The following is a 22,401-nucleotide window of genomic DNA, read 5'->3' as shown; positions in this document are numbered from 1 at the left end:
GTGAGCACCGCACTCGACCTCGCCGCCGATCCCGTCGAACTGACCGCCGCCCTCGTCGACATCGAGAGCGAGTCACGCAACGAGACGGCGATCGCCGATGCGGTGGAAGCGGCACTGCGGGAACAGACGACGGGCTTCGAGATCCTTCGGCACGGTAATCGTGTGCTCGCCCGGACCGATCGTGGTCGCGCCCAGCGTGTCATCCTCGCCGGGCACCTCGACACCGTGCCGGTGGCCGGCAATCTGCCGTCGCGTCGGGAGACGCATCCCGAGGAGGGTGACGTCCTGCACGGGTGCGGCACCGTCGACATGAAGTCGGGCGACGCGGTGTTCCTGCACCTCGCCGCGACGCTCGACGAACCCGCGCACGACCTGACGCTGATCTTCTACGACTGCGAGGAGATCGCTGCCGAGTTCAACGGCCTCAACGACATCGAACGTGAGCTGCCCGAATGGCTCGCCGGCGACGTCGCCATCCTCGGCGAACCCACCGCCGGTCTGATCGAGGCGGGATGCCAAGGGACGCTTCGGGTTCGACTGTCCACCTCGGGTACTCGATCGCATTCGGCCCGCTCGTGGATGGGTGACAACGCGATCCACAAACTCGGGGGAGTGTTGACGAAGCTCGCCGCATACGAGGCTCGTCGCGTCGACATCGAGGGGTGCGAATACCGCGAGGGACTCTCGGCGGTCGGGCTCGGCGGCGGTGTCGCGGGCAACGTGATCCCCGATGCTGCGCACGTCGACGTGAACTTCCGCTTCGCCCCCGATCGTTCCGTCGAACAAGCCCTCGACCACGTGCGCGAGGTCTTCGCGACCGACCTCGCCGATGGCACGGTCACCCTCGAGGTCACCGACGCGGCGGCCGGTGCACTCCCCGGCCTGGCGCACCCGGCGGCGGCCGCGCTGGTCGAGGCCGCTCAGGGGCGCTTCCGGGCCAAATACGGCTGGACCGACGTCTCGAGGTTCTCCGCACTCGGCATCCCGGCGGTGAACCTCGGACCCGGCGACCCCAACCTCGCCCACCGCGTCGACGAACGGGTTCCGGTCGAGCAGATCCGCATGGTCACCGACCTGCTGCGCAGCTATCTGTCCTGAGCCGCCCGACGCCGGGCGGGGGTGGATCGGCCCGCTGCTAGCGTGAGCCGCATGTCGACCAATCCGGAATCGTCCGCGTCCGATCCCGCCGCCGACGACGTCTACTACGTCGGACCCATCCGCGTTCGCCCGAAGCAGCGCGGCAAGACGACGGACCGGCGACTCCTCGAGTGGATCGACCCGCGCGACGAGAACCGTCGCGCCGAACGCACGATGCGCGATTCCTGGCGGGTGCTGCGCATCCAGTCGGAGTTCGTCGCGGGCTTCGACGCCATGAGCGAGGTCGCGGAGGCGGTGACGGTCTTCGGGTCGGCGCGTCTCGCGCCCGAATCGCCGGAGTACGCACTCGGCGTGCGGGTCGGACGTGCGCTCGGGGAGGCGGGCTATGCCGTCATCACCGGGGGCGGGCCCGGTGTGATGCGGGCGGCCAACCAGGGTGCGCACGAGGCGGGCGCCCAGTCGATCGGCCTCAACATCGAGCTGCCCTTCGAGCAGGACCTCAACCCGTGGGTCGACCTCGGCATGAACTTCCGCTACTTCTTCGTGCGCAAGACCATGTTCGTGAAGTACGCGCAGGCCTTCGTCTGCCTGCCCGGCGGGATGGGCACGCTCGACGAACTCTTCGAGGCGCTCACGCTGGTGCAGACGAAGAAGGTCGTGCGATTCCCGATCGTCCTGGTGGGTCGTGATTTCTGGGGTGGGTTGCTCGACTGGATGCGCGACGTCCTGGCCGCGCGCGGGATGATCTCTCCCGAGGACCTCGACCTGCTGACCGTCGTCGACGACCCCGACGACGTCGTCGCGGCGATCGAGGCGGCCGCTCCCACCCAGCCCGGCGCGAAACAACCCGGCGCCGATGGCACGATTGCCCGGTGAGTGCCGTCTGTGTCTACTGTGCGTCCGGTCCCGTCGAGCAACGTTTCCTCGACCTCGCTTCCGAGGTGGGCGCGGCGATCGCGCGTGCCGGGCACTCGGTCGTGTCCGGCGGTGGCAATGTCTCGATGATGGGTGCGCTCGTCACCGGGGCGCGCGCGGAGGGCGGCACCACGATCGGGATCATCCCGAAGGCGCTGATCCAGCGCGAAGTCGCCGATCTCGGGTCCGACGAACTCGTCATCACCGAGACCATGCGCGAGCGCAAGCGCCTCATGGATGAGCGCGCGGATGGTTTCATCACGCTTCCCGGGGGTATCGGAACACTGGAGGAGCTGTTCGAGACCTGGACGGGCGGCTACCTCGGGATGCACGACAAGCCGGTGGTTCTGCTCGATCCTTTCGATTTCTACGCGCCGCTCCTGGGCTGGCTGCGAGAGTTGTCGACAACCGGGTTCGTCTCCCGGCGATCGCTGGACCGGCTGCTGGTCACGGCATCGATCGACGAGGCGATCGAGTTGGCGACACAGCGGTAGAACTTCCTACCGGCCGGTAAGGTAGCCCGGTGAGTGCGCGGGGCACTCACGACGCCCAGCGGAGAGCGGAGCCCACATGTCCCCAGACACCCAGCGCAAGGACGTCCAGAACGACACGACCAACGGTTCGACCAAGGATGCGGTCAAGACCGTCGGGGTCGCGGATCTCCTCCGCGGAGTGGTGAAGATGGCGCCCCACGCGAGCGGGATGATCAAGCACGCACCCGGCCTGATCCGTCGGCCACCGGAGGCCAAGAAGACCATCGGATCGGTGTTCCAGAAGCACGCGGCTGCGCATCCGGACCGCCCGTTCGTCCGCTTCGAGGGACGCACGACCACCTACGGCGAAGCCAATCGCCGTGTGAACCGTTACGCCGCAGTCCTTTCCGAGGCGGGCGTCGGCAAGGGTGATGTGGTGGCGCTGCTGTCCAAGAACAACGCCACCGATCTGTTGCTGATGTTGGCGACGGTGAAACTCGGCGCGATCGCCGGGATGCTGAACTACAACCAGCGCGGTCACGTCCTCGAACACTCGGTCGGGTTGCTGGACGCCAAGGTGCTCGTCCACGATCCGGACTGTGCCGAGGCCTTCGAGTCGATCCCGAAATCGGCGCTGCCCGAACACGTCTACGACTTCGCCCGGTTCGACGCGGCCGCGGAGGGCAAGCCGGACTCGGACCCGGAGATCACCGCGCAGCTGCCGGCGTCGACCAAGGCCTTTTACATCTTCACCTCGGGGACCACCGGAATGCCCAAGGCCAGCGTGATGAGCCACAACCGCTGGCTGGCGAGCCTCTCCGGCATCGGTGGTCTCGCGGTTCGACTACGCCACAGCGACACCATGTACGTGCCGCTGCCGCTCTATCACAACAACGCCTTGTCGGTGTCGCTGTCGTCGGTGCTCGCATCGGGTGCGTGCATCGCGGTCGGCCGCTCGTTCTCGGCGTCGAAGTTCTGGGACGACGTGATCCTCAACCGCGCCACCGCCTTCTGCTACATCGGCGAGTTGTGTCGCTATCTGCTGGCGCAGCCGGAGAAGCCCACCGACCGGCAGCACTCGGTTCACACCGTGGTCGGCAACGGGATGCGGCCCGACATCTGGGACGAGTTCCGCGAGCGGTTCGGTGTGGACCGCGTCGTCGAGTTCTACGGCGCCAGCGAGCTCAACCTGGCCTTCGTCAACGCCTTCACCGTCGACAAGACGGCCGGGTTCTGCCCGCTGCCGTACAAGATCGTCGAGTACGACGATGAGGGCAACCCCAAGCGCAACGACGACGGGCGGCTCACCGAGGTGGGCAAGGGCGGCACCGGTCTGCTGCTCGCGCAGATCTCCGACCGGGTACCGATCGACGGCTACACCGACGAAGAGGAGACCGAGAAGAAGATCGTTCGGGACGCCTTCAAGAAGGGCGACGCGTATTTCAACTCGGGTGACCTCGTCCGCGACCAGGGCTTCGCGCACATCTCCTTCGTCGACCGGCTCGGCGACACGTTCCGCTGGAAGGGTGAGAACGTGGCCACCACCGAGGTCGAGGGTGCGGTCGACTCCTACGACGCGGTCGCCCAGTCGGTGGTCTACGGTGTCGAGGTGCCCGGCACGGACGGTCGCGCGGGGATGGCGGCCGTGAAGCTGCGCGAGGGCGCCGACCTCGACCCCAAGCGTCTCGCCGAACACCTCTACGAGGAGCTGCCGTCGTATGCGGTCCCGCTGTTCGTGCGGATCGTCGACGACTTCGAGCGGACCTCCACCTTCAAGAACCGCAAGGTCGAGCTCCGCAAGGAGGGCTACGCGGAGGCCGATGCCGACGCCGGACAGGTCTATGTCCTGCTCGGCAAGGAGAAGGGTTACGTGGAGTACTACGAGGACTACGCCGACGAAGTGGCGGCCGCCAAGGTTCCCAAGGGATGACCGTTTCGCCGACCCTGTGCGGTCGTCCGGTGGCCACCGACCGCGCGTTGGTCATGGCGATCGTCAACCGCACGCCCGACTCCTTCTACGACCGTGGCGCCAGCTTCGACGACACGGCCGCGCAGCGACGCGTCGACCAGGTGGTCGCCGAGGGGGCCGACATCGTCGACGTCGGCGGCGTGAAGGCAGGGCCGGGCGAAGAGGTCGACGCGACCACCGAGGCTGCCCGCGTGGTCCCGATGATCTCGTGGATTCGTGAGCGCCATCCCGACGTGCTGATCAGCGTCGACACCTGGCGCAGCGAGGTCGCCGACCAGGCGTGCGCGGCGGGCGCCGATCTCATCAACGACACCTGGGCCGGCTACGACCCCGAGGTCGTCGCGGTGGCGGCCGAACGGGGAGCCGGGATCGTCTGTTCCCACACCGGTGGTGCCGTCGTGCGGACCCGGCCGCACCGTGTCGCCTACGGCGATTCCGTCGACGCCGTGGTCGCCGACGTACTCGCCGAGGTGACCGGTGCGGCGGAGCGGGCGCTGGCAGCGGGCGTGCATCGAGATGCGATCGTTATCGACCCGACGCATGATTTTGGCAAGAACACTCACCACGGGCTCGCTCTGTTACGCCATGTGAAAGATCTTGTTAATACAGGCTGGCCGGTCCTGATGGCGCTGAGCAACAAGGATTTTGTGGGGGAGACTCTGGGTACAGATCTAGAGCAACGGTTGGAGGGAACTCTCGCCGCGACGAGTCTGGCTGCCGCCGACGGCGCCCGGATTTTTCGCGTTCACGAGGTCGCCGCCACTCGTCGCGTGGTCGACATGGTCGCTGCCATCGCGGGAACGAGACCGCCCGCCCGAACAGTCAGGGGACTTGCATGACCAAGCAGAAGCGACGTAACCCCATCAGTCGTGACAAGGCCACCGTGTGGCCGACGCCGGCCGAGTCGCTCGCGGACGAGCGGCAGTGGTCGACGACCCACACCTGGGAACAGCCGAAGTGGACCATCGAGGAACTCGTCGCCGCCAAGGGCGGACGCACCGTCTCGGTGGTTCTGCCTGCCCTGAACGAGGAAGAGACCGTCGCCGATGTGATCGCCACGATCATGCCGCTGTACGGCACGCTCGTCGACGAACTGATCGTCCTGGACTCGGGCTCCACCGACGCCACCGCCGAACGTGCACTGGCCGCCGGCGCGCAGGTCATCACCCGCGAAGAGGCGGTGCCGGAACTCGAACCCGTCAAGGGCAAGGGGGAGGTGCTGTGGCGCTCGATCGCCGCGACCACCGGCGACATCATCGCCTTCGTCGACTCCGACCTGATCGATCCGGATCCGATGTTCGTGCCGAAGATGCTCGGCCCGCTTCTGGTGAATCCCGAGATCCACCTCGTCAAGGGGTACTACCGCCGTCCGCTGCGTACCGGCGGCACCCAGGACGCCAACGGCGGCGGTCGAGTCACCGAACTCGTCGCCCGGCCGCTGTTGGCCTCGCAGAAGCCCGACCTCACCGCGGTCCTGCAACCGCTCGGCGGCGAATACGCCGGAACCCGCGAGATGTTGTCGTCGGTGCCGTTCGCGCCCGGCTACGGCGTCGAGATCGGACTCCTCATCGACACCTACGACCGCTACGGCCTCGCGGGCATCGGCCAGGTGAACCTCGGCGTCCGCACCCACCGCAATCGTCCGCTGATCGAACTCGGCGTGATGAGCCGTCAGATCGTGGGCACGCTCATGCGCCGGTGCGGCATCGAGGACTCCGGTGTCGGGCTGACGCAGTTCACCGCCGAGCCCGACGGCTCGTTCACGCCGCACACCACCGAGGTCTACCTCGAGGACCGTCCGCCGATGAACACCCTCCGCTCGATGGGCTCCAAGGTGATGGCCTCCTAGCCGGCCGATCCACCCGACTCCGGCGACACGGTGACACGCCCTCGGCGTGACGCGGTGTCGCCGGATGCTTGTGCGGGCCGGACGGAGGCGGCCAGGTGCCGGCGGGGCCGCGGGACGACGGTCTGTCAGGATGGAATGTATGCAGACCCTGCTGCTGTACCTGCTGATCATGGCGCTCGTCGCCGGGGCAGTGTTCGCCGTCGTGTGGTTCGTCTTCGGGCGCGGGGAGGACCTGCCTCCGGTCGAACCCGAAACCACACTCACCCGTTTGCCGACGGTCGGGATAAGTGGCGACGACGTCCGGGCGCTGCGGTTCGCGCAGACGTTGCGGGGCTACAAGCAGTCCGAGGTCGATTGGGCGCTGGCGCGTCTCGCACGCGAGGTCGACGACCTCCGGTCGGTCATCACACGTCTCCGGGAGCGCGACTCCGGGACAGGTGTGACCCACGGCTCCACAGGCGTTCCCGAGACCGGAACGGGCGACACCACCGGCTCCGAGAACGGCCGGGAGCAGAGGGTTTACGACGACCCGACCCCCAATCCCGCATCCCGCGAAGGAGGTCCGTCGGTACCCTCCGACCGATGACCGGATCACGCCGGAACAGCGCTTGTGTCGCGCACTCGCATTCGATTGAGACGACGACACGTATCATGTTCAAAGCAGGGACACTGTGAAGGGAGCTTGAGAATGGCGGCAATGAAGCCACGTACTGGGGACGGCCCCCTCGAAGCGGCCAAGGAAGGGCGTGGAATCGTTGTCCGGATTCCGATCGAGGGCGGAGGTCGCCTCGTCGTCGAGCTGACCGCCGACGAAGCCGCCGCACTGGGTGAAGAACTCCGCGGGGTCACCGGCTGAACGGAGATCTCGCCGACGTCGTCGAGTTGCTTCGATGCCCGGTGTGTGCCGGGCCATTCGAGACCGGTCTCCCGGGGGCCGGGCACGACGAGACTTCCCCGGCTGTAGCCGGGTCTGGGCCGTCGCCGCGTGGAGGGACACTCCGCTGCGGTGACGGTCACTCCTTCGACGTCGCCAAGCAGGGTTATGTCTCACTGCTCGACGGACGTTCGGGATCGTTGCGCGCCGACACCGCCGCCATGGTCGCGGCCCGCGCGCGGGTGCACGACGCCGGGTTCTTCGCTCCGGTCCTCGACGCGGTGGCGGACCGAACGCGCGAATTAGGTGCCGGCGTCGACAAACCCGTCGTACTCGATGCGGGAGCCGGTGGCGGCCACTACCTTCGCGCCGCGGTCTCCGGACTCGCCGACGCCTCGCCGTCTGTCGAGGCCCGCGGGCTCGGCATCGATCTCTCCAAATTCTGCGCGCGGGCCATCTCCCGCGGCACCCCACGCCACGCGGCGATCGTCGCCGACATCTGGCGTGGCCTCCCGGTCGCCGATGACGCTGTCACTGTTGCGCTCTCGGTGTTCGCACCACGCAACGCGGCCGAGTTCGCGCGGGTACTGCACCCGGGCGGTGGACTCGTCGTCGTCAGTCCGGCCGCCGACCACCTCGCCGAGATCATCGAACCCATGCGGATGCTGCGCGTCGACTCCGGCAAATCCGAACGGCTCCAGGCCACATTCGCCGACGGCTACGAGATCCTCGATTCGTCGACGATCCGTTCCGTCACCGAACTCGACGCCCAGACCGTGGGCGACCTGGTTGCGATGGGCCCGTCGGCCTTCCATGCCGACGACGCCGACATCCGCTCACGTGCAGACGCATTCGTGGGGAAAGGCGTCGTCGATGTGACACTGTCGGTGGTCGTCACGGTCTGCCGCCCGACCCCGCCGGGCTGACCCCCGCTGGACGGAGATGCTCGGTCAGCGCAGTACGGACCGGTATACCCCGAGAGTCTGTTCGGCAATCGTCGCCCAGGAGAATTCGGCCTCGGCCCGTTCGCGGCCGGCCACTCCCATCGCCGCCGCCCCGGCGGGATCGCCGACGACCGCGTTGACCGTCTGGGCGAGATCGTGTTCGAAGGCTTGCGGATCGACCGGGTCGTAGGGCACCAGACGGCCGGTGACGTGGTCGCGCACGACCTCCGGGATGCCCCCGACCTCCGACGCCACCACGGCGGTCGCGCAGGCCATGGCCTCCAGGTTCACGATGCCCAGCGGTTCATACACCGACGGGCACACGAAGACCGATGCGGCGGTGAGGATCTCGCGGATGCGGGGAAGCGGCAGCATCTCCCGAACCCAGTGCACACCCGGTCGTGATGCCGACAGTTCACCGACCGCCGCCTCGATCTCGGCGCCGATCTCCGGGGTGTCCGGTGCTCCGGCACAGAGCACGAGCTGGATGTCGGGAGCGAACCGGTGTGCGGCCGAAACCAGATGGGCGACGCCCTTCTGCCTGGTGATACGTCCGACGAAGGCGACGATCGGGCGGTCGGGATCGATGCCGAGCGCGGTGAGTGTCGACTCCGGCCCGAACGGATCGTCGACCGGATACCACTGGCTGGTGTCGATGCCGTTGCGCACCACGTGGACACGTTCGGGGTCCAGTCGAGGGTAAGTGTTGCAGACGTCGTTGCGCATTCCGGAACTCACCGCGATCACCGCATCCGCGTATTCGACTGCGTTGCGCTCGACCCAGCTCGACACGCGATAGCCGCCCCCGAGTTGTTCGGCCTTCCACGGCCGCGACGGTTCGAGCGAATGCGCCGTGAGGATGTGCGGGACGCCGTACAGCTGCCCGGCGACGTGGCCGGCGAGTCCGGTGTACCAGGTGTGGGAGTGCACGACGTCGGCGCCCTCGGCGCCGACGGCCATCCGCAGATCGGCCGAGAGTGTCGTGATCGCCGCATTCGCACCGGCCAGACCCGGATCGGGTGAATAGACCGCTGCGGTCTCTCGTTCGGCACCCATGCAGTGCACGTCCACGGTCGCGAGATCGCGTAGATGGCGGACCAATTCGGTGACGTGTACACCGGCGCCGCCGTACACCTCGGGCGGGTACTCCCGTGTCATCATCGCCACCCTCATACCGACGACGCTAGTGGCATCGCGGGCAGTTCGCCATCGCTGTGCGAACACGACCACGAATCCGATGGCGCCGTCGTCTGGCCGAGGCTCCCGATCGCGGTTAAGTTGGGGGAGTGAGATCACAGCCGCACGTCCTCGGCATCGTCCTCGCCGGCGGCGAAGGCAAGCGCCTTTATCCGCTGACAGTCGACCGGGCCAAGCCCGCGGTGCCCTTCGGAGGTGCCTACCGGCTGATCGACTTCGTGCTGTCGAACCTGGTCAACGCCGGATACGAGCGCATTTGCGTGCTGACACAATACAAGTCGCATTCGCTGGACCGGCACATCTCGCAGACGTGGTGGACGTCGGGTTTCCACGGCGAATACATCACCCCGGTGCCGGCCCAGCAGCGACTCGGACCGCGCTGGTACACCGGCAGCGCCGACGCCATCTTCCAGTCGATGAACCTCATCACCGACGAACAACCCGAGTACATCGTGGTCTTCGGTGCCGATCACGTGTACCGCATGGACCCGTCGCAGATGGTCGATGCGCACATCGAATCGGGCGCCGACGTCACCGTCGCCGGCATCCGCGTACCGCGCGCCGAGGCGTTCGCCTTCGGGTGCATCGACTCCGACGCGTCCGGCAGGATCACGCGTTTTCTCGAGAAGCCCGCGGACCCGCCCGGGACACCGGATGATCCGGACTCGACCTTCGCCTCGATGGGCAACTACGTGTTCACCACCGAGGCACTCGTCGACGCCTTGCGCGCCGACGCCGCCGACTCCGACTCCGACCACGACATGGGTGGCGACATCATCCCGGCCTTCGTCGACCGCGGCACGGCGTATGTCTACGACTTCAAGGACAACGAGGTACCCGGCGCAACCGAACGCGACAAGGGGTACTGGCGCGACGTCGGGACCCTGGATGCGTTCTACGAGGCACACATGGACCTCGTGTCGGTGCACCCGATCTTCAACCTCTACAACGGTCGCTGGCCGATCCGCGGTGAGACGCACAACCTGCCGCCGGCCAAATTCGTCCAAGGGGGAGTGGCCGAGGACTCGGTGGTCGGCTCGGGCTGCATCATCTCGGCTGGGACCGTACGCAATTCGGTGCTGTCGTCGAACGTCATCGTCGAGGACGGTGCAATCGTCGAGGGCAGTGTCCTCATGCCGGGCGTACGCGTCGGCAAGGGCGCCGTCGTCCGCCGGGCGATCCTGGACAAGAACGTCGTCGTCGGCGACGGTGAGCAACTCGGCGTCGACCCCGACTCCGATCGGGAACGCTTCTCCGTCAGCGCCGGTGGCGTGGTGACCGTCGGCAAGGGGGTTCGGGTCTAGCGCCGCACCTCAGGCAGCAGGGGCGACGACCGAGCGCAGTGAGGGCGCCGCGTATCGAGGTCACCCGCCGCTGCGGTCCACGCTCTGCACTAGGTATCGCCAAGCGATACCTAGTGCTGACCGTCCTCGTCGATTGCCCGCCGATCTCGCCTGAGGTTCGAAAACTCGTCCCGCTCAGCGGTGTCCAAGGGCAATCTGCCCTCGGAGGCATCTCAGGGGACGAGAATTTCGGAGCTTGCGGAACCCCCGCTCCCTGAGGAGCGTCCGGAGCTTGCGGAGGGCGCAGAACCCCCGCTCCCTGAGGAGCGTCCGGAGCTTGCGGAGGACGCAGAACCCCCGCTCCCTGAGGAGCGTCCGGAGCTTGCGGAGGACGCAGAACCCCCGCTCCCTGAGGAGCGTCCGGAGCTTGCGGAGGACGCAGAACCCCCGCTCCCTGAGGAGCGTCCGGAGCTTGCGGAGGACGCGTCACGAAGGGCTCGCGAGGTCGACTCACCAGGTCTTCGTGGCCAGCGCGGCCCGGATGAGCTCCGGGATGTCGGCGTCGGTGTCCGCCGGCAGATCGTCGATCGGCCACCACTGCAGGTCCACCGATTCCTCACTGCGTTCGAACGCCGGGAGGCTGCCGTCGGCAGTCGGGGCGGCGACCACCCGGTAGCGCACGTCGAGATGCCTGGTCGGCACGCCGAGTGAACAGGTGATCGGGTGGGTGTGCAGGTGCACGATGCCACCACTGCCGCCGACGCGATCGAGGTCGAGACCCGGGATGCCGGATTCTTCACGGGCTTCCCGCAATGCGGCGTCGGCCAGGGTCTCGTCGGTCGGCTCACAGTGTCCGCCGAGCTGAATCCATCTGCCCACGCGCGGATGCAGAGTCAGCAGCACATGGCTTCGATCGGCGTCGAAGACGATGGCCGACCCGGTGAGATGACCTGCCGCACAGGCGCGCAGGCAGGCGTCGGGAGTGGCGGCGAGGAGCGCGAGGTAGGCGTGCCGCAGGCTGTCCTGCGCCGAGTCCGGCGCCTGCCAGGCGGTCAGGGCCTCGACCGCCGAGGCGTGCAGCGACTCCGCGGTCACAGCTCGACCACCCACTCGTCGGTCGGCGCGGCGTCGCGCAGCGGGGCGGCCTCGAGCGGGTGCCCGATGGCGACGGCGCCCAACGGCTCCCACGACGAGTCGAGTTCGAGGACGCGTCGCACCGTCGGCGCGGCGAAGATCGTAGATCCGACCCAGCAGCTGCCGATCCCGCGGACCGACAGCGCGATGAGCAGGCTCGCCACGGCGCCGCCCGCGGCCACCGTGAACATGGTGTGCTCGGCCGCGTTGCGTCGCTCGTCGGGGTACTCGTGCACACCGTCGGGCACGAGGAACGGGATCACCAATTCGGGTGCGTCGTACAGAATCCGACCGCGACGGAGCCGCTTCTCGATCGATTCGGGTGTCTTGGCATCGGATTCGAGGTCGGCGCGCCATTCGGCGTTCATCGCATCGAGCAACGCACGACGCCGCTCGACCGACCGCACCCACACGAACCGCACCGGATGGGTGTGGTGGGGCGCGGGCGCCGTCAGGGCTTCCCCGAGTGCGGTCCGCATGTCGTCGGGATCGACCGGTCGGTCGTCGAAGGCGCGCACCGAACGTCGTGTGCGGATGGCCTGACGCCGCCCCAGGGCGATGGCCTCCTCCGTGCCGAGCCGGAACAGGTCCTCTTCGGCGGGCCGGATCAGATCGGCGGCGGTCGAACCGTTGTCGACGGGTGCGAACCCGCGGACGACGGCCACCGGGACAGCCGCGAGCTTGCCCTTGACCAGGTCGGCGGCCGCGGCCAGTTCGTCGGCGACCGCGATGTCGGTCACCACCAACGGATTCCCGTAGTCGTCGGTGCCACCGTCATACGGGTGGGTGACGGCGATGCCCGCCGAGCCGATCGCGACATCGGTCTGCCCGGTGCGCCACGCACGGCCCATCGTGTCGGTGATGATCACCGCGACCTCGAGGCCCGTTCGCTCGGCGATGGCGGCCCGCAACCGTGCCGCGCTGCCGTCCGGATCCTCGGGGAGCAGGGCCAGCTGGTCGGAGCGCACGTTGGAACCGTCGATCCCGGCTGCGGCCTGGACCAGACCCAGACGGCTCTCGGTGATGAGCGTGCGGTTCTTGCGGGCGAGCACGCGCACCGACTCGGCCTCGACGAGCTTGCGCCGCAGCGCATCACGTTCCTCCGGGTCGGCGGGTGCGTCGACCATGCGGCCCTCGGCCTTGGAGATGATCTTGCTCGTCACCACCAGGACATCGCCGGATTCCAGCCACGGTGCGGCGGCGAGGACCTCGGCGGCGACGTCGGATTCGTCGGTGAATTCGGGGAGCCCGGTGACGGGCCGGATCTCCAGGCCGTCCGGGGCGCGATGATCGGCGAGCTCGCTCACGCGGTGCCCACGTTCTGGTCCGGCAGCGCCACGTCGACGAGCGCGCAGGCCGCACGGATCATCTGCGCGGTGGCCTGCGGGTCGGTCATCAGCAGCGGGGCCGAACCGATCGAGATGCCGTCGACGCGTGCGTGGTCGCCCTCGGCGATCAGCCAGCCGTCGAGGATGCCGTTGCCGCTGCGGGCCCCGTAATGGGCGGCGATGGCCTCGGCCGACGATTCCACGCCGATCACCGACAGGCATTCGTCGGCCATACCGCGCAGCGGTCGGTTGTCGATGACCGGGGAGACGCCGACCACCGGGGCCGTCGTGGTCCGCAGTGCGCTGCGCATTCCCGGAACACTCACGATCGCACCGATGCTCACCACCGGATTCGACGGCGCGAGCACGATGACGTCGGCGTCGGCGATCGCGTCGAGGACACCGGGTGCGGGCGTGGTGTCGTCCGAGCCCACCTGCGCGAAGCCGAAGGTCGGGACCTGCGCCCGGTGGCGCACCCACCATTCCTGGAAGTGGATCGCGACCCGCTCGCCCTCGTCGCCGTCCGGTTTCGCGATCACCACGTGGGTCTCGTGCCGGTCGTCGGTCACCGGCAGCAGGCGCACCCCCGGGTTCCATCGGCGGCTCAGGGCGGCGGTCACATCGGACAACCGGTACCCGGCGTCGAGCATCTGGGTGCGGATCAGATGGGTGGCGAGATCACGGTCGCCGAGGCCGAACCAGTCCGGGTCCGCCCCGTAGGCGGCGAGTTCCTCTTTCGCGTGCCAGGTTTCACCGCGCCGGCCCCACCCACGTTCGGGGTCGATGCCACCGCCCAGGGTGTACATGCACGTGTCGAGGTCGGGGCAGATGCGCACGCCGTGCATCCACGCGTCGTCGCCGACGTTCACGATCGCGGTGATCTGATGTTCGCCGACACCGAGAGTGGGGTCGTCCGGATGCGGCGGGAACGGGGTGACACCCAGCAATTCGCGCAGTCCGAGGAGGAAACGGGCACCCCCCACGCCGCCGACGAGTACGGTCACCTTCACAGCAGGTACTCCTTCACACCGCCACTCTAGTGGTCGGCCGCGAGGGTTCGTACGCCGCTGTCATGCCCGTCCGGCGGGCTGGGAGGAGGGCTCGTGAGTGTGATCTTCGCTTCGCCTTCGCGTCATCGTCGTGTCGAGTCACAGATTTGTCGGCACGCGATGGTAAAGGGAATTCTTCGATTCAACTTGACCGGGACCGCCCTCGGCGTGTCTAATCACATCAGTGTCATTCCGAGTTTGAGATCGAGAACATTCGAAGTCGAGAACTACTGGCCTCCAAGGGATTCGATCATGTGTTCGAACTCGGCAGAGGGTCGGTGCCGGCATCGAGTGCCGTCGCTCGGGCGCTGTGTACAACGGATGCAGGGAGTTCGCGCACCCGGAGTACAAGTGGTGTGGCAGCAGTGGTGGGTACGGCAGCACGTCGTGTTCGCAAAGGACAGATTACGACCAACATCCCGAGCTAGGAGGCGCCGACGATGGCTTTGAACAACCCGATCGGCAATCCGCTTGAACCACATGATCGCCCGCAATTCATCGCAGAGTCTCCCGTGATGACATCCGCCCCGGAGATCGGTACCCCAGAATTCCGTACCCTTGGCCCCGTTGACGATTCGATGATCGGCGGCACCGCGCGTGCGGCCTCAGTCGAATTCGCCGCCGACGCAACCGGTCTCGCCGGTGCCGACGCGGACGAGTCGGCGGGTCGTCGTCATCTGGCCCTGGTGCCCAACGACTTCGACGACCTGTTCGACGCGGTCGAGGAGCAGTGGCAGGACCGCGCACTGTGTGCGCAGACCGATCCCGAGGCGTTCTTCCCGGAAAAGGGTGGATCGACACGTGAGGCCAAACGCATCTGCCAGGGCTGCGAGGTCAAGGCGGAATGCCTGGAGTATGCGCTCCACAACGACGAACGCTTCGGTATCTGGGGCGGGCTGTCGGAGCGCGAGCGCCGTCGCATCAAGCGCGGCATCATCTGACCGACGTCGCCGGAACGGCGTCGTCAGAACAGACGAATAGACCAGCGACAGCTGGACGCTCGACGGTCATCGTCGAACGCGATCATCGACCGCGGATCATTCAGGTCCGCGGTCGATCGTGTCTTCGTCGACGCCCAGGTGGGTCGCGACCTGCTGGACGAGAACCTCGTGTACCAACTCGAGAAGATCTGTCCCCTTCTTCGCGCGGGACTCCAGCGGCCGGCGGAACAGGATGATCTGAGCCCGCGTCGGAACCCCGTGGACGTCCATCCCCGCCGGGATCAGCCGTGCAAGCGGAACCGCACCGTCGGCGGTCACCTCGTCGGGCCACTCGACGGTCTCGGGATCTCGGGGGAGCAGGCGCGGGATCTCGTCGACGGCGATGTCGAGTCCGGAGAGCTGATCGTGCCACTGCGCGTCGATCTCGGCGAAGGCCTCCAGCGCGACGGCGTCGAACTCATCGGATCGGGTGTTGTAGGCGGGGACGTTCTGCGGCAGCAGCGGGGAACGCAGGCCGCGTCCTCGCCGGTCTCGGTACCGTTCGACCCGTCGTCGGCCACGACGAAGTCCCGGCTGGCCGTATGAGCCGCGCTGCGTCGGCTTCGGGTGGATGCGCATGGCGCGAGTCTAAGAGGTCGCAGTGGCTCGTGTCGCCCCCGCCTCGGCCCGTTGTGAGCGTGTCGAATCTGTGGTTGCGGACAGGGCGGGCTAATCTCGTCACGTGAAGCTTCCCCGTCTGTGCTGCCGACCCGGCTGCGCCCGATCCGCGGTGGCTACCCTGACCTTCGTCTACGCCGAATCGACTGCGGTGATCGGTCCACTGGCGACCTCGGAGGAGCCGCATTCCTGGGATCTGTGCGACGATCACGCCCGGCGGATCACCGTGCCGCGGGGGTGGGAGATGTTGCGCAGTGAGCGGGGATTCTCGGCACCTGCCGAGGACCACGAACTGACCGCCCTCGCCGAGGCCGTCCGCGAGGCCGGCGCCGTCGCCGGGGGTGCGCGCCCGGGCTTCGTCGATCGCGGGCCCCTCGGTCGTGGTTCGGATCGGATGCCGGTGGACTCCCTCGACGCCTTCGACTCGCGGGCTCGGGACGAGGCACGCGCGGCCGATGCCGCCTACGAGGCCGCCCTCGCGGATCGCCGGAGCGGCCGCCATCGCGCCGGGCCGGTCGACTCGCCGTCGCAGCCGCCGGCCGTTCCGGGAGTGCCGCGCCACCAGACGCGGCCACGTCCGGGCCGCCGCGGTCATCTCCGCGTACTCCCGGATCCGGTCGACTGAGCGGACACCACCACGCGGGGGGCGTGGAACCCGTTGTCGCCGTCGGGGGCCGCGGATCATTCGTGCTCCGGCCCGGACCCGCCCGCCCGTCCGAACCCGGTCCGAGAATCGAACGGGTGACTGTGTCGCGTACCCGGGCGTGTGTCCCCGCACCTGGCTACGCTGGTTCCATGCGTACCGGTACACCCGACCTCGACGATGCCGAGGAGTTGTTCTCCGCGGACGTCGACGGACTGCTGCGGGCCGTCGCGCTCGCCGGAGCGCAGGTCCGTGCCACCGCCGAGGCCGTTCGTGAGGGTGTCCTCGCCCCTCTCGCGGACCTCCGACCACGTAGCATCGTGGTCGTCCACGGTTCCAGCGAGGTCTCGCATCGGGCGGCCGAGCTGAGTGTCGCCACCCTCGCAGCGCGTGTCGACGTCCCGGTCGTGAGTGGTCCCGTCCTGCCTGGCTGGGTCGGTCCTCTCGACGTCGTGATCGTGGCCGGCGAGGATGCCGGAGACATGGCGCTGGCGGATGCCGCCGCGCGCGCCCAGCGTCGTCGGGCGGAGGTGGTCGTGGCCGCGCCGATCGCCGGCCCCTTGCGGGATGCCCTGGGCGGCAACGGAATCGACCTCTCTCCGCGGTTCGACGTCGAACCGCGCTTCCGTTTCGTCGGTTTCGTCGCGGCACTGCTGGCGGTGTTCGGCGCACTGACGCAGGTCCGTGTCACCGGCCCGACGCCCGTCCTCGACGACCTGGCCGACGCGCTCGACGCCGAGGCCTCCGGATCGCATCCTTCCCGCGAGACCTTCCACAATCGCGCCAAGTCGCTGGCGGTCCGCGTGCAGGGCCGTCCCGCCGTCTGGACGTCGGATTCGCCGGCGGGTTCGGTCCTGGCCGCTCACGCCGCCTCCAGCTTCGTCGGGTTCGCCGGGATCATCAGCGCAGTCGCCGAACTCGGCGACGTGGCGAGGATGTCCCGGCTCCTGGAGTCGCGGCCGGGCGGAGCGCCGGCCGCCGACACGATCTTCTACGACCCGGAGTTCGACGGTCCGGCACAGGAGCCGGCTCCCCGCATCATGGTGGTGTCGACTCCCCGGCGCGAGTGGTACACCCGGCAGCGAGTGATGGGATTGGGCGACGTCGATCTGGTTGTCGGTGCCGACGAGGCAGGCGGGGTGCCGCCGGGTGGCGGCCAACCGTGGGACGACCGGCGTCCGGCACCGGGTGAGGACCCGGTGGCCGACGGCCCGGGGGACGTTCTCGGTTTGTTGGTCGTGGCGTTGCGGGTCGAGATGGCGGCGGTGTATCTCCGCCTGATTGGGAACACGGTGCAATGAGGATTCTCGACGGAGTGGTGCGCCCCTACGCGTGGGGTTCACGGACGGCCATCGCGTCGATTCAGGGCAGGCCTGTCCCGTCGGCCCATCCGGAAGCCGAGCTGTGGTTCGGTTCGCACCCGGCAGGTTCGGCGCGATGTGTCGACCCCTCCGGTCCCGAGCAGGACCTCGGCGAGGTGATCGACGCCGATCCGGTGGCGACACTCGGCACGGCCAGTGCGGCCGAGTTCGGCAATCGGCTCCCGTTTCTGCTGAAAGTCCTCGCCGCCGAAGAGGCCCTGTCGCTGCAGGCGCACCCCTCCGCGGAACAGGCGCGAGAGGGGTTCGAACGGGAGAACGCGCGTGGCCTCGCCATCGACGCCCGCGACCGCAACTACCGCGATCCGTGGCACAAGCCGGAGCTGATGGTCGCCACCACGCCCTTCGATGCGCTGGCCGGTTTCCGCGATCCGCACGAGACCATCGCCCTGCTTCGCGAACTTCAGGTCAGCGAACTCGACCATTATCTGGGAATGCTTGTCGGGCAACCTGATTCAGAGGGGCTCCGGGCGGTGTTCACCACCTGGCTGACACTGCCGGAGTCGCTGATACGTCAGCTCGTGCCCGCGGTACTGCACGGCGCGATCGAGGTGCTGAGCGCGGGGCGCACGGAGTTCGCCGCCGAACTGCGCACGGTGTGTGAACTCGGTGAGGACTATCCGAACGATCCCGGTGTGCTCGCCTCGTTGCTGCTCAATCACGTGCACCTCGAGCCGGGGCAGGGTCTGTACCTGCCGGCCGGCAATCTGCACGCGTACCTCCGTGGCACCGGCGTGGAGATCATGGCCAACTCCGACAACGTCTTGCGCGGCGGCCTCACGCCCAAGCACATCGATGTGCCCGAGCTGTTGCGCGTCCTCGATTTCACCCCGGTCGACTCCGCCCAGCTGGCACCGCCGGTGCGCATGATCGGCGCGGAACGTGTGTACCTCACCCCCGCGCCGGAGTTCCGGCTGTCCCGGGTCGAGCTGGACGGCACCGGGCTGCATCATTCGTCGTCGATCTGTTTCGACATGCCGGGGCCTCAGATCCTCGCGGTGCTCAGTGGTGCGATCGAGGTTCGTCCCGCGGGTGGCGCGCCGCTGACAGTGCAGTCCGGTCGTGCCCTGTGGATCACCGACGACGACCCGGACGTGATCGTGCGGGCCGCCTCGGCGCGCGCGGTGTTCTACCGGGCGCTCGTGCCGGTTGCGGTGTCGGCTGCCGACGGGGTGTCCGCGTCCGCGCCGGCCGCGGCGACAGCCGCTGAGTGATACCGCGGCGACAGCGCTCAGTGATACGGGCTTAGCGCCGAACGGGTCCGGCGGGTGTGTGGGCCGCGGGTTCGGGGTAGCCGCCGATCAGGTTCCACTCGTCCGGGGTCGCGACCATCGTCACCAGGATCGGTTCTCCGCCGGTGTCGAGTGAGAGGTCCTGTGGCGCACGCGGATTCTGCATCAGAGCGACGGTGTGCCCGCCGGCCGGGTCGTCGACGCCCGGTGCGGACACGATCATCCGCGTCGTATCCGGTTGGGGGGATGGAGGACTGACGCCGTCGACGATGACCAGCGCCGGTCCCGGACGGGCCGGTGTGCGGTCGCCGGCCAGTGACAGTGCGCTCGGATCGGCGACCGCGGTGACCAGTGGCGCCCAGCGATGCGGTCGGTCGGTGTGGACACGGACCGAGGCACCCACAGCCACCGCGCGCAGTGCCATCTGCGCGACGACGTGGATTCCGGCGGCAACGGAGACGGTGGCGATGCCGGGGCCGACGAGTCGGGTGGCGACGGCGCGGCCCGCGTGGTCGGCTCCGATGAGCTGACCGCACCCTCCGGCGGGGAGGCGAACCGATCCCAGGAAAGCCTGGGCCGCGTCGCCGGTGAGGGTCGGCAGGGCCCGGTCGAGGCGGGTGGGCGTCGCGATCGGAAGGCTGACCGCGAGGGCGTCGAACTGGCGTCCGTCGAGCGGTTGCAGGCCGGCCGGCCACGACGGCACCGACCGGCGCGCATCCGGGAACTCGTTGAACCGGACGAACGCGGACACCTCGACCTCCCGTCGTCCCTTGCGGTGACGGCGGTCGGCGGTGATGTGCCGGAGTCGGATGGTGAGTGTCGTCGAGACGGCCGAGTTGACCCAGACGTCGCGGACGACGGCGGGCAGCGCTTCCGATTCGACTGCGGCACTCCGGATGCGGAGCCCCGACACCCCGACCGATTCCCACTCCTCGGCCAGGGAGTCGAGGCCGGCTCCCTCGGTCAGCTGGGTGGTGACCGAGGTGATCTGTGCGGCGGACAGGATGGTGGTGGTCAGCCCGTGCTCGGCGAGGCGTTTGGCGACGCGGCGCGTGGTGACCGTCGCGGTGCGCAGGGCACCGGTCGCGCCGCCGCCGCGCCGCGCCACGGCGTCGGGGCACTCGAGTGGATCGAGCCGGAGCACGACGAACACCGAGCGCTGGGCGGTCGCCGACAGCGGTCCGAGGGTGCGGTCATAGGTCGCTGGTGCCACACCGGAACCCCACACGCGCACACCGTGACTGATGACCTCGATGGAACTGAGCGCGATGTCGTAGCGGTCGATGCATTCGGCGAGGACGTCGAGCGGAACCAGTTGGCCCGTCTCGCCGGCGAGCGTGCTGTTGCCGGGGGTCAGGTAGGTGACCGCGGGGCCGCCGGGGTCGACCCGGACCACGGTGACCAGGGTGTCGCCCACCCAGCGGGCGCCGATGGTCGTGGGTGCCGACGAGCGGCGTGCTGATGGACGAGTCGACGATCCGGACAGCGGGACGTCGAAGGGGGCCGGGTTGAGGTCGGCGGGGCTCCGGCGCATCCGCAACCAGGAGAACGACATCCGTGCGCCGATCCGCCCGAACAGAGACCGGCCGCCGACGCTGACCAGTCCGGCTGCGACCACCACGGCCACGATCAGTGCCGACGAACCCCACACGCTGCCGGACAACGCCCACACGACGAGGCCGAGAGCCACGATCACCTCGATCACCAGGAGTGTGCGAAGCCCCGTCGCACGCGTGTTCCGATCCACGATCCCCCCTCGATCCCGGTGCCGCGTCGAATGCGGCGCCGCCCGTCGGTGTGTCCACAGGCGGCTGAGCCCCGCACGTGAGGGGCCTGATTGTCGGTTAGGCTACTACCGCGCGGCAGGGGGTATGCCGCAGGAGATCACAACCGGTCCACAGCGGCGCCCGTTCGCGGGCGGCTGGGATCGGTGCGGACAGGGGGAGTCGTGGCACGTCAGCTCACGACCAAGGCGCAGGTCAACGGCTATCGTTTCCTGATCAAGCGGCTCGAGCACGCGCTCGTGCGCCGCGATGTGCGAATGCTGCACGACCCGATGCGATCCCAGTTGCAGGCGCTGGTGGTCGGCACGATTCTGGGCCTGCTCGTTCTCGGCGGTTGCGGGGTGTACGGTCTCGTCCGGCCGCAGGGTTCGGTCGGGGACGCGACCATCATCGTCAGCAAGAACAGCGGCAGCACCCATGTCCTCGTCGAGGACACGCTGCACCCCGTGCTCAATCTCGCCTCGGCCCGGCTGATCACCGGGAGTTCCGAGAAGCCGACGTCGGTGGCGGACACCAAACTCAAGTCCTATCCGCGTGGCCCTCTGCTGGGAATCCCGGGTGCACCCGCGTCCCTGCCGGGTTCGGCGCACCAGGGCAACTCCGTGTGGACGGTGTGCGATTCGTCGACCGTCGCGTCGGATTCGTCGAGTGAGTCGATCCGGCAGACGGTCATCGGTGAGAAGCCCGCGTTGGGTTCGTCGACCGTCGAGACCGCGCGCCCGGCCGACGCGGTGCTCGTCCGTGCCGGCGACGAGATCTTCCTGGTCTATCAGCTGTTCCGGGACGGTGCATGGAGCCCGGTTCGCGCGGAGGTCGACACCGGCAGCGCCCCGGTCATGCGGGGTCTCGGACTCGACGGAGTGACGCCGCGGCGGATGACCCCCGGCCTGCTCAACAGCTTTCCGCTCGTCGATCCGCTGACGGTGCCCGCCATTCCGGGCGCCGGACAGCCGGGCGCGGTGGACTCGGCGACCGTCGGCTCGGTCGTGAAGTCGGTCGGCGTCGACGACGAGACGACCTATCACGTCGTGCTCCGCGGCGGTGTCCAGGAGATCAGTGCCCCGACCGCCGAGATCCTGCGTCTGGCCGACCGCGACGGCGCCGCGCCCGTCAGAACGGTGGCGCCCGGCGAGCTCGCGACGCTGAAGGTGGTGGAGGAGTTGCCGATCGGCGACTTCCCGCAGGCCGACCCGTCGTTGCTCGGTCTCGCTGCCGATCCGACGCTGTGCCGCAGCTGGTCTCGTGGCACCGACGAGCCTCGGGCCGAGACCGCATTGCTGGCCGGGCGTGCCCTTCCGCTCGCGTCCGATGCGGTGCCGGTACGCCTCACCTCGGCCGACGGTGTCGGACCCGGTCTCGACGAGGTCTATCTGCCGCAGGGGTCGGGGGAGTATCTGCAGGTGACCGGTAACGAGGCCGACAGTGCCCGCACCGAATCGCTGTTCTACGTGAACGATTCGGGTGTACGGTTCGGGATTCCCGACCTCGAGACCGGTGGGATCCTCGGGCTCGGTGACTCGCCGGCGCGTGCACCGTGGTCGGTGGTGTCCCTGCTCGCGCCCGGTCCGACGCTCTCCCGGGAGGCCGCGCTGGTCGCTCACGACGGATTGAAGACGGCCGAGATCGGCCGGGACGGCGAGTAGTTCGCATTC

At 68.5% G+C, this 22,401-nt stretch carries 21 protein-coding genes; 15 read left to right on the top strand and 6 right to left on the bottom strand.

The features are described from left to right. From dapE to GAA2_RS16470, 9 genes are all read left to right on the top strand, one after another. Positions 1-1,098: a succinyl-diaminopimelate desuccinylase gene (gene dapE / locus GAA2_RS16510; protein WP_159405370.1), complete on the top strand. Its 1,098-nt coding sequence runs from the start codon at positions 1-3 to the stop codon at positions 1,096-1,098. Between the two features lie 51 nt (positions 1,099-1,149). Further along, positions 1,150-1,974, top strand: coding sequence for a TIGR00730 family Rossman fold protein (locus GAA2_RS16505; protein WP_006435999.1), 825 nt, complete (start codon positions 1,150-1,152; stop codon positions 1,972-1,974). Then, on the top strand, positions 1,971-2,507 hold the full coding sequence (locus GAA2_RS16500; protein ID WP_024499004.1) for a TIGR00730 family Rossman fold protein: 537 nt from the start codon (positions 1,971-1,973) through the stop codon (positions 2,505-2,507). The genes GAA2_RS16505 and GAA2_RS16500 overlap by 4 nt, the downstream gene beginning before the upstream one ends. A gap of 76 nt (positions 2,508-2,583) precedes the next feature. Beyond that, complete coding sequence (locus tag GAA2_RS16495) at positions 2,584-4,416, top strand: long-chain-acyl-CoA synthetase (protein ID WP_191834458.1); 1,833 nt, start codon at positions 2,584-2,586, stop codon at positions 4,414-4,416. Continuing rightward, on the top strand, positions 4,413-5,294 hold the full coding sequence (folP, locus tag GAA2_RS16490) for a dihydropteroate synthase (protein WP_024499002.1): 882 nt from the start codon (positions 4,413-4,415) through the stop codon (positions 5,292-5,294). Before GAA2_RS16495 ends, folP begins: the two co-directional genes overlap by 4 nt. Further along, positions 5,291-6,304 carry a glucosyl-3-phosphoglycerate synthase gene (locus GAA2_RS16485; protein WP_024499001.1) on the top strand — a complete coding sequence of 338 codons (1,014 nt, stop codon included), beginning with the start codon at positions 5,291-5,293 and terminating at the stop codon, positions 6,302-6,304. Before folP ends, GAA2_RS16485 begins: the two co-directional genes overlap by 4 nt. Before the next feature lie 139 nt (positions 6,305-6,443). Then, on the top strand, positions 6,444-6,890 hold the full coding sequence (locus tag GAA2_RS16480; RefSeq protein ID WP_024499000.1) for a DivIVA domain-containing protein: 447 nt from the start codon (positions 6,444-6,446) through the stop codon (positions 6,888-6,890). 102 nt (positions 6,891-6,992) lie between these two features. Then, on the top strand, positions 6,993-7,160 hold the full coding sequence (locus GAA2_RS16475) for a DUF3117 domain-containing protein (RefSeq protein ID WP_004019232.1): 168 nt from the start codon (positions 6,993-6,995) through the stop codon (positions 7,158-7,160). Positions 7,161-7,201: 41 nt separating this feature from the next. Then, a complete protein-coding gene (locus GAA2_RS16470; RefSeq protein WP_191834457.1) occupies positions 7,202-8,104 on the top strand; it encodes a putative RNA methyltransferase in 903 nt (300 codons plus the stop codon). A gap of 24 nt (positions 8,105-8,128) precedes the next feature. On the opposite strand, the gene glgA is transcribed toward GAA2_RS16470, so the two are convergent. After that, a complete protein-coding gene (gene glgA, locus GAA2_RS16465; protein ID WP_198362468.1) occupies positions 8,129-9,295 on the bottom strand; it encodes a glycogen synthase in 1,167 nt (388 codons plus the stop codon). A gap of 113 nt (positions 9,296-9,408) precedes the next feature. Between glgA and glgC the strand changes: the two genes are divergently transcribed. Next, on the top strand, positions 9,409-10,623 hold the full coding sequence (gene glgC, locus GAA2_RS16460) for a glucose-1-phosphate adenylyltransferase (RefSeq protein ID WP_159405371.1): 1,215 nt from the start codon (positions 9,409-9,411) through the stop codon (positions 10,621-10,623). Between the two features lie 489 nt (positions 10,624-11,112). Here the strand turns inward: glgC and GAA2_RS16455 are convergent, their stop codons facing one another. From GAA2_RS16455 to cofD, 3 genes are read right to left on the bottom strand one after another with little or no spacing between them, the layout of a single operon-like run. Beyond that, a complete protein-coding gene (locus GAA2_RS16455) occupies positions 11,113-11,697 on the bottom strand; it encodes an NUDIX hydrolase (protein ID WP_159405372.1) in 585 nt (194 codons plus the stop codon). Continuing rightward, the gene (locus GAA2_RS16450) at positions 11,694-13,043 is read right to left on the bottom strand and encodes a coenzyme F420-0:L-glutamate ligase (RefSeq protein WP_024500582.1); all 1,350 of its coding nucleotides are present in this window, start codon (positions 13,041-13,043) and stop codon (positions 11,694-11,696) included. Before GAA2_RS16450 ends, GAA2_RS16455 begins: the two co-directional genes overlap by 4 nt. Beyond that, the gene (gene cofD, locus GAA2_RS16445; protein ID WP_024500581.1) at positions 13,040-14,074 is read right to left on the bottom strand and encodes a 2-phospho-L-lactate transferase; all 1,035 of its coding nucleotides are present in this window, start codon (positions 14,072-14,074) and stop codon (positions 13,040-13,042) included. The genes GAA2_RS16450 and cofD overlap by 4 nt, the downstream gene beginning before the upstream one ends. A gap of 716 nt (positions 14,075-14,790) precedes the next feature. Between cofD and GAA2_RS16440 the strand changes: the two genes are divergently transcribed. Then, the gene (locus GAA2_RS16440; RefSeq protein ID WP_232513138.1) at positions 14,791-15,054 is read left to right on the top strand and encodes a WhiB family transcriptional regulator; all 264 of its coding nucleotides are present in this window, start codon (positions 14,791-14,793) and stop codon (positions 15,052-15,054) included. Between the two features lie 96 nt (positions 15,055-15,150). On the opposite strand, the gene GAA2_RS16435 is transcribed toward GAA2_RS16440, so the two are convergent. Beyond that, positions 15,151-15,672, bottom strand: a complete 522-nt coding sequence (locus tag GAA2_RS16435) for a metallopeptidase family protein (RefSeq protein WP_024500580.1) — start codon at positions 15,670-15,672, stop codon at positions 15,151-15,153. Positions 15,673-15,775: 103 nt separating this feature from the next. Between GAA2_RS16435 and GAA2_RS16430 the strand changes: the two genes are divergently transcribed. The 3 genes from GAA2_RS16430 (at position 15,776) to manA (ending at position 18,947) form a co-directional block, all read left to right on the top strand. Further along, on the top strand, positions 15,776-16,336 hold the full coding sequence (locus GAA2_RS16430; protein WP_191834456.1) for a DUF3499 domain-containing protein: 561 nt from the start codon (positions 15,776-15,778) through the stop codon (positions 16,334-16,336). Positions 16,337-16,506: 170 nt separating this feature from the next. After that, on the top strand, positions 16,507-17,655 hold the full coding sequence (locus GAA2_RS16425) for a hypothetical protein (RefSeq protein WP_024500578.1): 1,149 nt from the start codon (positions 16,507-16,509) through the stop codon (positions 17,653-17,655). Further along, positions 17,652-18,947, top strand: a complete 1,296-nt coding sequence (manA, locus tag GAA2_RS16420; protein WP_024500577.1) for a mannose-6-phosphate isomerase, class I — start codon at positions 17,652-17,654, stop codon at positions 18,945-18,947. The genes GAA2_RS16425 and manA overlap by 4 nt, the downstream gene beginning before the upstream one ends. A 31-nt stretch (positions 18,948-18,978) precedes the next feature. Here the strand turns inward: manA and eccE are convergent, their stop codons facing one another. Next, positions 18,979-20,712 carry a type VII secretion protein EccE gene (gene eccE / locus GAA2_RS16415; RefSeq protein WP_024500576.1) on the bottom strand — a complete coding sequence of 578 codons (1,734 nt, stop codon included), beginning with the start codon at positions 20,710-20,712 and terminating at the stop codon, positions 18,979-18,981. Between the two features lie 201 nt (positions 20,713-20,913). On the opposite strand from eccE, the gene eccB reads away from it, so the two are divergent. Beyond that, positions 20,914-22,392, top strand: coding sequence for a type VII secretion protein EccB (gene eccB, locus GAA2_RS16410; RefSeq protein ID WP_159405373.1), 1,479 nt, complete (start codon positions 20,914-20,916; stop codon positions 22,390-22,392). Positions 22,393-22,401 lie beyond the last annotated feature (9 nt).

The sequence above is a fragment of the Gordonia ajococcus genome (assembly GCF_012974285.1).
Lineage (GTDB): Bacteria > Actinomycetota > Actinomycetes > Mycobacteriales > Mycobacteriaceae > Gordonia > Gordonia amicalis.
The sequence above is the reverse complement of the archived record's forward strand: the minus strand, read 5'-3'. Positions and strand labels throughout refer to the sequence as shown.